Source organism: Streptomyces sp. CG 926, from assembly GCF_003148825.1.
Taxonomy (GTDB): Bacteria; Actinomycetota; Actinomycetes; order Streptomycetales; family Streptomycetaceae; genus Streptomyces.
On sequence record NZ_QGGZ01000022.1, the window covers coordinates 36557 to 49881 of the forward strand.

Consider the following 13325-nt stretch of genomic DNA (forward strand, 5'->3'; position numbering starts at 1 on the left):
TTTTTTCGCCCGTGGATTACTCCGAGGCGGTGAGGTTGTCCGGATGGCAGGATGGCCGGGCAACGTCACCATCGAAGGAGATGAACGCGTGCCTGGCACGAATCTCACCCGTGAAGAGGCTCAGCAGCGGGCAAAGCTGCTGACCGTCGACTCCTACGAGATCGAACTCGATCTCAGCGGCGCGCAGGAGGGTGGCACCTACCCGTCCGTGACCACCGTGCGCTTCCAGTCGACCGAGGCCGGGGGTGAGACTTTCATCGACCTGGTCGCTCCGGCCGTGCACGAGGTCGTCCTCAACGGCAGGTCGCTGGACGTCGCCGCCGTCTTCCACGACTCCCGGATCGCGCTGAACGACCTGGCGGCCGGTGCCAACGAGCTCCGGGTCGTCGCGGACTGCGCCTACACGAACACCGGTGAGGGCCTCCACCGCTTCGTCGACCCGGTCGACCAGCAGGCTTATCTCTACACCCAGTTCGAGGTACCGGACGCGCGGCGGGTCTTCGCCAGCTTCGAGCAGCCCGACCTGAAGGCCACGTTCCAGTTCACCGTGACGGCCCCCGAGGGCTGGACGGTCATCTCGAACTCCCCGACCCCCGAGGCCGCGGACGTCAAGGACAACGTCTGGCGCTTCGAGCCCACCCCGCGCATCTCCTCGTACATCACCGCGCTGATCGTCGGTCCGTACCACGCGGTGCACAGCTCCTACGAGGGCCCGGACGGCCAGTCCGTACCGCTCGGCATCTACTGCCGTCCCTCGCTCGCCGAGTTCCTCGACGCGGACGCGATCTTCGACGTCACCCGGCAGGGCTTCGACTGGTTCCAGGAGAAGTTCGCCTACGCGTACCCCTTCGCCAAGTACGACCAGCTCTTCGTCCCGGAGTTCAACGCGGGCGCCATGGAGAACGCGGGCGCGGTCACCATCCGCGACCAGTACGTCTTCCGCTCGAAGGTGACGGACGCGGCGTACGAGGTGCGCGCGGAGACGATCCTCCACGAGCTGGCGCACATGTGGTTCGGCGACCTGGTCACCATGGAGTGGTGGAACGACCTGTGGCTGAACGAGTCCTTCGCGACCTACACCTCGATCGCCTGCCAGGCCTACGCCGAGGGTTCGAAGTGGCCGCACGCGTGGACCACCTTCGCCAACTCCATGAAGACCTGGGCGTACCGGCAGGACCAGCTGCCCTCCACGCACCCGATCATGGCCGACATCCGTGACCTCGACGACGTCATGGTCAACTTCGACGGCATCACGTACGCCAAGGGCGCCTCGGTGCTCAAGCAGCTCGTCGCCTACGTCGGCACGGACGCCTTCTTCAAGGGCGTGCAGGCGTACTTCAAGGCGCACGCCTTCGGGAACACGCGCCTGTCCGACCTGCTGGGCGCTCTGGAGGAGACCTCGGGCCGCGACCTGGCCGCCTGGTCGAAGGCGTGGCTGGAGACGGCCGGCATCAACATCCTGCGCCCGGAGGTCACCACCGACGAGAACGGTGTGATCACCGCCTTCGGCATCCGCCAGGAGGCGCCCGCGCTGCCCGCCGGCGCCAAGGGCGAGTCCACCCTGCGCCCGCACCGCATCGCGGTCGGCCTGTACGAGCTCCAGGACGGCGCCCTCGTGCGCACCGACCGGATCGAGCTGGACATCGACGGCGCGCTCACCACGGTGCCGGAGCTGGTCGGCCGCACCCGTCCGGCGGTCTTCCTGCTGAACGACGACGACCTGTCGTACGCGAAGGTCCGCCTGGACGAGGAGTCCCTGGCCACCGTCACCGCGCACATCGGCGACTTCACCGAGTCCCTGCCGCGCGCCCTGTGCTGGGCCTCGGCCTGGGACATGACCCGCGACGGCGAGCTCGCCACCCGCGACTACCTCGCGCTGGTCCTCTCGGGCATCGGCAAGGAGTCCGACATCGGCGTGGTCCAGTCGCTGCACCGCCAGGTGAAGCTGGCCATCGACCTGTACGCCGCCCCGGCGTGGCGGGAGGAGGGCCTGGCGGCCTGGACCGAGGCCACGCTGGAGCACCTGCGCGGCGCCGAGCCGGCGGGCGACCACCAGCTGGCGTGGGCGCGGGCCTTCGCGGCCACGGCCCGCACCGAGGGTCAGCTGACCTACCTGTCGGCGCTGCTGGACGGCGCGGCCGAGATCGAGGGCCTGGCCGTCGACACCGAGCTGCGCTGGACCTTCCTGGAGCGGCTCGTCGCGACGGGTGTCGCCGGGGAGCCGGCCATCGCGGCGGAGCTGCAGCGGGACGCCACGGCGGCCGGCGAGCGCCACGCGGCGACCGCCCGGGCGGCGCGCCCGACGGCGGAGGCCAAGGCCGAGGCGTGGGCCTCGGTGGTGGAGTCCGGCGACCTGCCGAACGCGGTCCAGGAGGCGGTGATCGGCGGCTTCGTCCAGACCGACCAGCGCGAGCTGCTGGCCCCGTACACCGAGAAGTTCTTCTCGGCGGTCAAGGACGTCTGGGAGAACCGCAGCCACGAGATCGCCCAGCAGATCGCGGTGGGTCTCTACCCGGCGCTGCAGGTCTCGCAGGCGACGCTGGACGCGACGGACGCGTGGCTGGCCTCGGCCGAGCCGAACGCGGCCCTGCGCCGGCTGATCTCGGAGTCCCGTGCGGGCGTCGAGCGCGCGCTGAAGGCCCAGGCCGCGGACGCCGCTGCCGCTCAGGTCTGACGGCTCGCACCGTAGCCGGGGCTCCGCCCCGGACCCCGCGCCTCAAACGCCGGCGAGGCTGGTTTTTCAGCCCGTCCGGCGTTTGAGGACCGGGTCCGGGCGGAGCCCGGCCACCCCTACCGCCGGGCCGAGGCCACTTCGCGCAGGGCCGCCAGGACGTGGGACAGGGCAGGCGCGGACTCGGCGCCTCGGCGGACCGCCGCGATCACGTGGCGGGTCGGGCGGTCGTGGGTGAGGACCCGGACCGTCCCCCCGGAGGCACGGCTCGACACCATCCTGGGGACCAGGGCCACCCCCATCCCCGCCTCGACCATGGCCAGGATCGCGGTCCAGCCGGACGCCGAGTGCGCCTGTTCCGGGACGAAGCCCGCCGCCTCGCACGCGGACCGGGCGATCTCCGACCAGGGGCCGCTGCCCCCGTAGATCCACGGGTCGCCGGACAGGTCCGCCAGCCGCAGATCGGCCGCGGCCGCCAGCGGATGGCCCGGCGGGAGCGCCACGTCCAGCGGGTCCTCCAGGAGCGCCACCCGGGTGAACCGGGGATCGCGCGCGGTCGGCGCGTGGGCGGTGAGGGACAGCGCCAGGTCCACACCCCCGGCCGACAGCAGCTCGTAGGCCTCGGCCGCCTCCGTCTCCCGGACCCGGACCTCCACTCCTGGGTGGGTCCGCCGCAGCGCGGCCACCGCCGGCACCACGAGCGCCGGTACCGCGGTGGAGAAGGCGCCCACCCGTACCTCGCCCGTGTCACCCGCGAGGTAGCCGGCCAGTTCCGCGTCGGCCCGCTCCAGCTGCGCGAACACCGCCTCCGTGTGCCGTAGGACGAGGTGGGCCGCGTCCGTGAGCCGCACCCGGCGGCCCTCGGCCTCCAGCAGCACCACGCCGAGCTGCCGGGCCAGGTTCGTCAGTTGCTGCGAAACGGCCGAGGGCGTCATGTGGAGCGCCTCGGCCGCCCGGGTCACGGTCCCCTGTTCGGCGAGGGCCCGCAGGATCCGCAGCTTCTTGATGTCCCACTCGGTCATGGGCCCGAACCTACCGCCGGGCACTCCCCAGCCCGACTCCGCCGAGGATGAGCGCCATGCAGAGCAGCTGCGCCGGTCCGGTCCGCTCGCCCAGGAGCAGGAAGCCGAGCCCGGCCACGCACACCGGCTGGAGGTAGTAGACGACTCCCGCGCGGGCGGCGCCGATCATCGAGACGGCCTTGTTCCAGGCGAAGAAGGCGACGGCCGAGGAGAACACCCCGACGTACAGCAGCGGTCCGACCGTCCCGGCGGTGACCTCGAAGCCGCCCTGGACGGAGAGGGAGACGGCATAGGCGGGGGCCAGCATCAGTGCGCCGAGCACGAAGGTGGTGATCAGGAAGGCCGGTCCGCCGAGTTCGGCGGGCTTGCGCTTGAGCAGGGCGCTGTACGTGGCGAAGGAAAGGGCGGCGGCGAACATCCACAGGTCTCCGGCGCCGAAGTCGAAGCCGATCGAGCCGTCCCCGACGAGCAGCAGCACCCCGAGGGCGGCCAGCAGGATGCCGAAGGTCCGGCGTGCGCCGAGCCGTTCGCCACCGAAGCGGGCGTAGAGCGCCATGATGACGGGCGAGGCGGCCATGATCATGCCCATGTTGGAGGCGGAGGTGGTCAGTCCGGCCTGGTGCACGAGCGTGTTGTAGAGGGTGACGCCGAACAGCGAGGCGAGGGCGATGAAGCCGAGGTGCCGCCGGATCAGGGCCCGCTGCTGCCAGGCCTGACGGGCGGCGAAGGGGGCGACCGCGAGCAGGGCGATGATCCAGCGCCAGAAGACCGCCTGGACCGGTGGGACGGTCTCGGCCATGCCCCGGGTGGCGACGAAGCTGCCGGACCAGACGACCGTCGCGAGCAGGGCGAGGAGCACGCCGAACCCGGCGGCACCCTTCTTCTCCGTGCTGCCGGGCTTGGCTTGCGAGACGGTACGGACGCGGTCCATGACGGCCACTGTGGGTCTGCTCCTCGGGGTGGGTCGGTGGGGTGTGGGGACTACCGTCGCACCGTCCCATCCGTCAGGTCCATCGAAATGTTCTGATCATTCTTTTCAGTAGAACTGAACGGTCGGACGGCGCGGGCGGCCACCAGCTGGCCGGCGACGGTGGCCCCGAAAGCGATCGCCATCCCGACGAGCTGCACGGGCGACAGCGCCTGACCGAGGGCGGCCCAGCCGATGACGGCGGCGGTGAGCGGGGAGAGCGGGCCGAGGAGGGTGACCGAGGTGGCGCTGAGGGTGCCGATGCCGCGGAACCAGAGCCAGTACGCGATCCCGGTGTTGATCAGCATCATGTAGCCGTAGCCGAGGAAGGCCTTGCCGTCGAGCGCGGGCGGGGCGCCCTCGACGAGTGCGGCGACGGGGATGATGAACAGTCCGCCCGCGGTGAGCTGCCAGCCGGTCATCGCCAGCGGGCCCACGCCCTCCGGGCGGCCCCAGCGCTTGGTCATCACGGTGCCGGCGCCCATGGAGGCGGAGGAGATCACACCGGCGACGACGCCGACCGCGTCGAGCCGGGCCTCGGCGGTCAGGACCACCATGCTCACGCCGAACGCCCCGACGACGGCGGCCAGTACGGTGCGCAGGCTCGCCCGCTCCCCGAGGAGGAGCGCGGCCAGTCCTACGACGAACAGCGGGCCGGCGGCACCCAGTACGGCCGCGACACCGCCGGGGAGCCGGTAGGCGGAGAGGAACAGCAGCGGGAAGAAGGCGCCGATGTTGAGGATGCCGAGGACGGCGGACTTCCACCACCACTGCCCCTTGGGCAGGGTGCGGGCCAGGGCGGTCAGTAACAGTCCGGCGGGCAGGGCCCGCATGACCCCGGTGAACAGCGGCCGGTCGGGCGGCAGCAGTTCGGTGGCGACGGCGTAGGTGGAACCCCAGGAGATGGGGGCGAGTGCGGTCAGGACGACGGTGGCCGAGCGCTTCATGGCGGGGGCTCCTGGATCGGACGAGGGAAGACGAGTGAGGACGAGGGAAGGCAAGGGGAGGGCCGGGGCCGGGGCCGGGGCCGGGCTCAGGCCGCGGCGGTCACCGGGACCGGCCGGGCAGCGGCGCCCCGGACCACCGGGGGCTCGGCGTGCACGGCCTCGGCCGGCAGGTGCCGTTCCAGTCGGAGCAGCGCGAGGGCGGCGCCGAGGGCGGCGACGGCCAGGACGGCCCAGGGCAGGCGGCCGTCGACGGCGAGCAGGGCGGTGAAGAGGGAGGGGGCGAGCGCACCGGCCAGCGAGTAGGACAGCTGGTAGGTGGCCAGGTAGCGGCCGCGGACGGCCTCGGGGGCGGCGGAGACCGACAGGGCGCCGCCGGAGGGGCTGTGGACGAGCTCGCCGAGGGTGTAGACGACGACGATGACCAGCAGGGCGATCAGGGTGGCGGTCCGGCCGGGTCGGAGTGTGCCCAGCGCGATCTGCCCGACGAAGGCGGCGGCGAAGAGCACGGCGCCGAGGGCGGCCGAGCGGGTGCGGCGGGCGCCGGAGCGGCGGACCCGGCCCGCGACCAGTACGCCGATCCCGGCGCACAGCACGGTGTTGACGGTGAAGGCGGCTCCGGTGAGGGAGTCGGGGGCCCTGAGCCAGGTGGAGAGGTAGAGCGGGAAGAGGACGGAGAGGGCGGAGTAGCCCAGCGCGGTGAGGAAGTTGGCGGCGGTGAGCCCGAGGAAGGGGCGGTCGCGCAGGACGGTGCGGTATCCGGCGGATCCGGCCGCCGGGGCACCGGCGGCACCTGCGGTACCTGCGGCACCGGCCGTCGGGACCACCCGGACCGCCCGTACCCGGGCGACGAGCAGTCCGGCGAGGGCGAAGGCCAGGGAGTTGCCCCAGGCGGTGTACGTGAATCCGCCGGTGCCCCACAGGGCCAGCACCCCGGTGACGAGCAGGGCGCCCGCACCCATCCCGGCGTTCTGCAGGGCCCGGGTGGACGCCTGGAGCCGGTCGCGGGCGGCGCCCCGCGCCACCTCGCCGATCAGGGACTGCTGGACGACGGAGAAGGAGCGGTCGGCGAGGGCGGTGACGAGGGCGACGGCGGCGAAGGCGGGCAGGGAGCTCGCGAAGGGGTAGAGGGCGAAGCCGAGCGCCCGTATCCCGTAGAGCACCAGGTTGACCCGCTTGGCGCCTAACCGGTCGACGGCCGTGCCGGCCAGCGGCATGAACCCGAGCCCGGCCAGCCCGGTGACCGTCATGACCAGGCCGACGACGGTGAGGGAGAGGCCGGTGACGTGGTGGAAGAAGACCAGCGAGAAGGGGACGTACATGCCGATCCCGACCGCGCTGATACCGATCCCGAGGAGCAGCGACCGCTCCCCCGCGACCTTCGCTTCCCCTGACGCGGCTGTCTTCCTCATGAACACCGTCATGACCTCTCCCCCGGACTCGGTTGCTGATAAGTAGCTTATCGCTAAGCTACTTATCGTCAAGCAACTTTCTTGCGAACGATCTCGGGGAGGCCGGATACTGCACGCATGAGTGACGACAAGGACGCAGTGGATGCGATCACGGCCCAGTGGTTCGCCGTGCGCCCCGACCTGGAAACGGCCCCCATGGCCGTCTTCGGACGCATCTACCGGATCGCCAGGACGATGGGCGACGCGATGGAGGAGTGCTACGCGCGCTTCGGCATCTCGCGCGGCGAGTTCGACGTCGTGGCCACGCTGCGCCGGTCGGGCGAGCCGTACACGCTCTCACCCCGGCAGCTCTCGGCCACCCTCATGCTCACCACGGGCGGCATGACCGGGCGTCTGGACAAGCTGGAGAAGGCCGGGCTGCTGTGCCGCAAGCCCGATCCGCACGACCGGCGGGGGCTCCAGGTGACGATCACCGACCGCGGCCTGGCCCTCATCGACGAGGCCGTCGGCGCCGGGCTCGAAGTACAACGCGCCGCGCTCACCGGGCTGACCGACGACGAGGTCGTCGTGCTCACCGGTCTGCTCCGCCGGCTCCTGGCCGGCATCTGAGGACCGCCGAGATCGGCTGAAGTCGACTGGAGTCGGCTGAGGACACGACAAGGCGCCGGGGGGCGTCGCACGGCCGATTCGGAACGGCTGTGCGGACCCCCGGCGCCCGGGAAAGGTCTGCTGGTCCCGGCCCCGTGGGGCCGGACCGGATCAGGCCTGCTTCTGCTTCTTGTCCGACTTGTCGAGGACCATCACCAGGCCGATGATGACCGCGAAGATCACGAGGGGCGTGACCACGTACAGGCCGACCGTCTCGCCGATGCTCAGGCCCGGACCCGGGTCGTCACCGTCGTCGCGGGTGAGCGCGAGGGCGGGAGACGTCATCAGCAGCATCATCAGCGCGGTTCCGGCCGTGACGGCGCCGGCGCGCAGAGCGTTCTTCTTGTCCACGGTGCAAACGTAGCGAACACCTAAACAGGGCGCGCGCCCGGGGGTGCCGTACGGGGCCGTACGCCCTCCCCCACCGCGCTCAGCAGGGCGTTCGCCCGGGGCGAGGACACCAGTTCCTCCAACGTCAGCGGCCGCCCCGCGGCATCGGCCACCGGCAGCCGCCAATTGGGGTACTGGTCCCAGGTGCCCGGCAGGTTCTGCGGCCGCCGGTCCCCCACCGCGTCCGGCAGCCATACGCCGACCAGCCGCGCGGGGGTGCGCAGCAGGAAGGCGTACAGGGCCCGTACGGCGGCCTCCTCGCCCTTGGTGTCCAACCCCAGCCCGTCCAACAGCTCCAGCCACTCGGCGGTGTCGGCGGCGTCCTCGGCACGCTCCAGCTCGGCCGGGCGGGTCAGCAGGCCGAGCCGGTCGCGCAGTTCCACATGGCCCCCGGCGAGCTTGGCGGCCGTGGGCGGCAGGTCGTGCGTGGTGACGGTGGCCAGACAGTCGGCCCGCCAGGCCTGCGGGGCCAGCGGGTCGCCGCCGCCGTCCCAGTCCCGCTCGAACCAGAGCACCGAGGTGCCGAGCACCCCGCGCCGGGCCAGTTCCCGACGGACCCGGGGCTCCACCGTCCCGAGGTCCTCGCCGATGACCGGGGCGCCCGCCCGGTGGGCCTCCAGGACGAGGATCGCCAGCATGGCCTCACCGTCGTAGCTGACGTACGCCCCTTCCGCGGGCGGGGTCCCCTCCGGGATCCACCAGAGCCGGAACAGCCCCATCACATGGTCGATCCGCAGCGCGCCCGCGTAGCGGAACACCCCGCGCAGCAGGGACCGGAAGGGGGCGTAGCCGGTGGCGGCCAGCACGTCGGGGCGCCAGGGGGGCAGCCCCCAGTCCTGACCGCGGGCGTTGAAGGCGTCCGGGGGCGCGCCGACCGAGATGTCCCGGGCGTAGCAGGGCGAGCCGAAGACGTCGGAACCCTGCGGGTGCACCCCGACGGCGAGGTCGTGGACGATGCCGACGCTCATGCCGGCCTCGCGGGCGGCCCGCTGGGCGGCGGCGAGCTGGCCGTCCGTCAGCCAGACCAGCCAGCGGTGGAAATCGCTGCGCTCCTTCGGGTCCTCCTCCCCCGCGTGACCGGCGCACCAGACGGCGTGCACGTCCAGCGGGGCGCCCTGCTCGGCGCAGAACGCCCGATAGGCGGCTTCGCGTTCGGGCGTGCGCGGCACGGCGTACAGCAGCTCCAGAGCCGCTCGCTTGAGATCCCAGACGGCGTCGCGGTCGATCAGCGCGCCCTTCTCCAGGACCTGGCGGCGCAGCTCGCCGCCGCGTGCGGCGAGCTCGTCGAGGGCCTCACGGTGGGGGCAGTCGGCGTACTCGGGGACGTCCTCGATCCGCAGGTGGACGGGGTCCGGGAAGCGCCGCGAGGACGGCCGGTACGGGGACGGGTCGGTCGGGGCCCCGGGCACGGCCGCGTGCAGCGGATTGACCTGGATGAACCCGGCGCCGTGGGTACGGCCCGCCCAGCGCGCGAGCTCCGCGAGGTCGCCGAGGTCGCCCATGCCCCAGGAGCGCTCGGAGAGCAGGGAGTAGAGCTGGACGAGCAGCCCGTGGGCTCGCTCGGGCGCCGCCGGGGCCCGCTCCGGGGCCACGACCAGGGTGGCCTCGGCGCTGCGCCCGTCGGGCGCCTCGGCGACGAGCCGATGGACGCCCAGCGGCAGCGCGGGACCCCACGCGAGCACCTCGCCCGTCTCCTCGGCCACCACCCGCACCCGGGTACCCGCGGGCAGCCCGGCGGGCTCCGGGGCCACCCGCTCCCCCCGCCAGAGCACCACCGTGGGCGGCAGCAGCCGCCCGGCCGCCTCCCGGGCGGCGGACTCGGCGAACACCCGGATGCTCTCCGCGTCGTCGGTGGCCACCCCCAGCAGCCCGAGGACCGCCCTGACGGTGGCCTCCGGCACCGGGACGGTGACGTCCGCGGCGGGCCGGTAGTCGGTGGCGACTCCGTACTGGGCTGCGAGCCGGGCCAGGTCGTCCATCTGCGGGCGCTCCTTCGTGCGTGCGGGCATCAGGGCATGAGGATGAGTCAGAAGACTGGGGCACAAGGGTGGTTCACGAGGGTGGGACGCCGCCGGGGAACACCGCGTCCATACCCACTCGGAGGCACCGCATTCCTGCCGCATCCGGGGCAGATCACCCACCCGCATTGACACTCCAGCCGCACGGATGGTGGGCTCAGGCTCATTCGTACGAGTGGGGGACGTTTCGGGACGAGGAGGCTCCGTGCAGTTCAGGGGTAGGAGGCGGAACACCGCTGCCGCTGTGGCGGTGATCGGCACGCTCCTGGGCGGCGCCGTGTCCTCCGCGCCGCCCGGGACCTTCGCGGCGCCCAGCGCACCGGACAGACCGGCGCCCGGGGGCAGCCCCGGCGCGACCCCGGTGTCCGCCGCGGCCGGGCCGGTGCTCGACCCGGGAGCCGACATCGCCCGGGCGGCCACCGAGGGTCCCGCCGTGTGGCCCCGGCCGCAGGCGATGACCGCCGATCCGGCGCGCGAGCTGCCGCTGGGCACCGAGGCCGTACTGGTCGCGGCCCCCGACGCCGATCCGTACGCCGTCCGGGTCGTCCGGGACGCCCTGCGCGCGGCGGGCGTCCGCACCGTCCACGAACCGGCTCCCGGGGCCCCGCTGCCCGCGCGGGGCACCGTCGTACGGCTCCAGGACGCCGACACGGAGCAGGCGCTGCGGGCGCTGGGCGCGGCCGCGCCGTCGGACCTGCCGGTCGGGGGCTACCGGCTGGCCGCGGGCCGGTACGCCGGCCGGGACACGATCGCGCTGGCCGGCATGGGCGGGGAGGGGCTCTTCCACGCGGCGCAGACGCTGCGCCAGCTCCTCGCGGCCGGCGGCGGGAAGATGCCCGGCGTCCTGGTGCGGGACTGGCCGGCCGCGCCGGTGCGCGGGATCACCGAGGGCTTCTACGGGCAGCCGTGGACCCAGGAACAGCGCCTGGCCCAGCTGGACTTCATGGGCCGCACCAAGCAGAACCGACTGCTCATAGCGCCCGGCGACGACCCGTACCGCACGACGAACTGGCGCCAGGACTATCCGCAGGAGCAGCAGGCGGAGTTCCGCGCGCTGGCCGAACGGGCGCGCGCCAACCAGGTCGTCCTGGCCTGGGCGGTGACCCCCGGGCAGTCGATGTGCCTGTCCTCGGAGGCCGACCGGGCGGCGCTCGCCCGCAAGCTGGACGCGATGTGGGACCTCGGCTTCCGGGCCTTCCAGGTGCAGTTCCAGGACGTCAGCTACACCGAGTGGGGTTGCCGGGCCGACCGGGACCGGTACGGGAAGGGTCCGGCGGCGGCCGCGAAGGCGCACGCCGAGGTCGCGGGTGGACTGGCCGCGCACCTGGCCGCCCGCTACCCGGGAGCGCCCGCGCTGTCGCTGCTGCCGACGGAGTACTACCAGGAGGGCTCGACCACCTACCGGACGGCCTTGGCGGGCGCGTTGGACCCGCGGGTGGAGGTGGCCTGGACGGGCGTGGGCGTGGTGCCGCGGACGATCACGGGCAAGGAACTGGCCGGGGCCCGCTCCGCCCTGGGGCACCCCCTGATCACCATGGACAACTACCCGGTGAACGACTGGGATCCGGGCCGGATCTTCCTCGGCCCGTACGCGGGCCGCGAGCCGGCGGTGGCGGGCGGTTCGGCGGCGCTGCTGGCCAACGCGATGCCGCAGGGCACCCTGTCGCGGATCCCGCTCTTCACGGCGGCGGACTTCGCGTGGAACCCGCGCGGTTACCGGCCCGGCGAGTCCTGGGCGGCGGCGGTCCGCGAGCTGACGGGCCCCGACCCGCGCACCCGACAGGCCGTGGCGGCGCTCGCCGGGAACACCGCGTCGTCCGGGCTCAAGCAGGAGGAGTCGGCGTATCTGAAGCCTCTGGTCGAGCAGTTCTGGAAGGCCCGTGCCGCGGGCGATCCGGCGGCCGGGACCGAGCTGCGCAAGGCGTTCACGGTCCTGCGCGAGGCCAAGGAGCGGCTGCCGGCCCTCTCGGGCGAGGCGGGCCCCTGGCTGGACCGCCTGGCGCGCTACGGGACGGCGGGCGAACTGGCGGTGGACGTGCTGCAGGCCCAGGCCCGCGGGGACGGGACGGCCGCCTGGAAGGCCTCCCGGGCCCTGACCGAGGTCCGGACGACACTGGCGCAGCCGGGATCGGCCCGGGTGGACAAGGCCGTCCTGGAACCGTTCCTGACGAAGGCGGTGGCCGAGGCCGACGCCTGGACCGGGGCCGCCCGCAAGACCGGCACGGTGACGAAGGAGGCCGAGGCCTGGACCGTGCGGCTGGACGCCCCGCGCCCGCTCTCGGCGATCACCGTGATGACCGAGCCGCTCCCGGCCGGGGCGCGCGGCGCCGTGGTCGAGGCGCACGTACCGGGCGAGGGCTGGCGCAAGGTCGCCGACGCCGCGGCCTCGGGCTGGACCCAGGTGGAGACACCGGGGCTGAGCGCGGACGCGGTACGGCTGTCCTGGGCCGGGGCCGAGTCCGCGCCCACGGTGCACCAGGTGGTGCCGTGGTTCGGCGACGGCCCGCGGGCCCGCTTCGAGCTGGCCGACGGGGCCGCGGCGGACGCCGAGATCGGCGGCGCCGCGCAGCGGGTCTCGGCGCAGCTGTCGGCGCTGGGGCCCGCCGAGGTCCGGGGCCCGCTGTCGGCGCGGCCGCCGGCGGGCATCGAGGTGCGCCTCCCGCAGACCGTGGTGGCCCCGCGGGGCGGCCAGGTGTCGATCCCGCTGGAGGTCGGCGTCGCCGCGGGCACCCCGGCGGGCAGCTACCAGGTGCCGGTGACCTTCGACGGGGAGACACGGACCCTGACGGTACGTGCGGTGGCCCGTACCGGTGGCCCCGATCTGCTGCGGACCGCGCGGGCGACCTCGTCGGCGAACGAGACGCCCGATTTCCCGGCCTCGGCGGCCGTGGACGGCTCCATGGCCACCCGCTGGTCGTCGCCGGCGGTGGACGGCGCGTGGTGGAAGGCGGAACTGCCCGCTGCGACGCGGGTGGGGCGGCTGGAGCTGCAATGGCAGGACGCGTACCCGTCGGCGTACCGGGTGGAGACCTCCACGGACGGGGTGACCTGGCGCCCGGCGGCAGCCGTCAAGGCCTCCCGGGGCGGCCACGAGTCGCTCCGCATGGACGCCCCGGACACCCGCTTCCTCCGCATCACCTGCGAGACCCGAGCGACCCGCTACGGCTGCTCCCTCTGGTCGGCAGAGGCCTACGCGGTCACGCCGTAGCCCTCGCCCGAGGCACGGGACGGCCCCCGCCCTCCCTCCCGGCCC

9 protein-coding genes are annotated in these 13325 nt (G+C 73.5%); 3 read left to right on the top strand and 6 right to left on the bottom strand.

Annotated features, from left to right (window positions below):
• Nucleotides 1–88: 88 nt before the first annotated feature.
• Nucleotides 89–2674 (top strand): aminopeptidase N, encoded by a 2586-nt coding sequence (pepN, locus tag BCL76_RS36655; RefSeq protein ID WP_109783813.1) that lies wholly within the window; start codon nucleotides 89–91, stop codon nucleotides 2672–2674.
• A gap of 116 nt (nucleotides 2675–2790) precedes the next feature.
• Here pepN and BCL76_RS36660 read toward each other — a convergent pair whose 3' ends face one another.
• The 4 genes from BCL76_RS36660 to BCL76_RS36675 all read right to left on the bottom strand — a co-directional run bounded on the left by BCL76_RS36660 (nucleotide 2791) and on the right by BCL76_RS36675 (nucleotide 7016).
• Nucleotides 2791–3693, bottom strand: coding sequence for a LysR family transcriptional regulator (locus tag BCL76_RS36660; protein ID WP_109783815.1), 903 nt, complete (start codon nucleotides 3691–3693; stop codon nucleotides 2791–2793).
• A gap of 10 nt (nucleotides 3694–3703) precedes the next feature.
• On the bottom strand, nucleotides 3704–4624 hold the full coding sequence (locus BCL76_RS36665; protein WP_109783879.1) for a DMT family transporter: 921 nt from the start codon (nucleotides 4622–4624) through the stop codon (nucleotides 3704–3706).
• A gap of 50 nt (nucleotides 4625–4674) precedes the next feature.
• Entirely contained in the window at nucleotides 4675–5607 is a 933-nt protein-coding gene (locus BCL76_RS36670; RefSeq protein WP_109783817.1) for an EamA family transporter, read from the bottom strand.
• Nucleotides 5608–5693: 86 nt separating this feature from the next.
• A complete protein-coding gene (locus BCL76_RS36675; RefSeq protein WP_258310132.1) occupies nucleotides 5694–7016 on the bottom strand; it encodes an MFS transporter in 1323 nt (440 codons plus the stop codon).
• A gap of 117 nt (nucleotides 7017–7133) precedes the next feature.
• Here BCL76_RS36675 and BCL76_RS36680 point away from each other — a divergent pair, with 117 nt between their 5' ends.
• Complete coding sequence (locus tag BCL76_RS36680; RefSeq protein ID WP_109783821.1) at nucleotides 7134–7625, top strand: MarR family winged helix-turn-helix transcriptional regulator; 492 nt, start codon at nucleotides 7134–7136, stop codon at nucleotides 7623–7625.
• A 150-nt stretch (nucleotides 7626–7775) separates the two neighbouring features.
• Here the strand turns inward: BCL76_RS36680 and BCL76_RS36685 are convergent, their stop codons facing one another.
• Both BCL76_RS36685 and BCL76_RS36690 read right to left on the bottom strand, forming a co-directional pair.
• Nucleotides 7776–8015, bottom strand: a complete 240-nt coding sequence (locus BCL76_RS36685; protein WP_030757193.1) for a hypothetical protein — start codon at nucleotides 8013–8015, stop codon at nucleotides 7776–7778.
• Nucleotides 8016–8035: 20 nt separating this feature from the next.
• Complete coding sequence (locus BCL76_RS36690; protein WP_181382885.1) at nucleotides 8036–10063, bottom strand: 4-alpha-glucanotransferase; 2028 nt, start codon at nucleotides 10061–10063, stop codon at nucleotides 8036–8038.
• 259 nt (nucleotides 10064–10322) lie between these two features.
• Here BCL76_RS36690 and BCL76_RS36695 point away from each other — a divergent pair, with 259 nt between their 5' ends.
• Nucleotides 10323–13280, top strand: coding sequence for a beta-N-acetylglucosaminidase domain-containing protein (locus BCL76_RS36695; protein WP_375138010.1), 2958 nt, complete (start codon nucleotides 10323–10325; stop codon nucleotides 13278–13280).
• The last annotated feature ends 45 nt before the right edge of the window (nucleotides 13281–13325 follow it).

What these genes read in the sequence shown, in the direction of transcription:
- BCL76_RS36660 (WP_109783815.1), bottom strand. Translation starts at nt 3,693, where the DNA reads ATGACCGAGTGGGACATCAAGAAGCTGCGGATCCTGCGGGCCCTCGCC.
- BCL76_RS36665 (WP_109783879.1), bottom strand. Translation starts at nt 4,624, where the DNA reads ATGGACCGCGTCCGTACCGTCTCGCAAGCCAAGCCCGGCAGCACGGAG.
- BCL76_RS36670 (WP_109783817.1), bottom strand. Translation starts at nt 5,607, where the DNA reads ATGAAGCGCTCGGCCACCGTCGTCCTGACCGCACTCGCCCCCATCTCC.
- BCL76_RS36675 (WP_258310132.1), bottom strand. Translation starts at nt 7,016, where the DNA reads ATGAGGAAGACAGCCGCGTCAGGGGAAGCGAAGGTCGCGGGGGAGCGG.
- BCL76_RS36680 (WP_109783821.1), top strand. Translation starts at nt 7,134, where the DNA reads ATGAGTGACGACAAGGACGCAGTGGATGCGATCACGGCCCAGTGGTTC.
- BCL76_RS36690 (WP_181382885.1), bottom strand. Translation starts at nt 10,063, where the DNA reads ATGCCCGCACGCACGAAGGAGCGCCCGCAGATGGACGACCTGGCCCGG.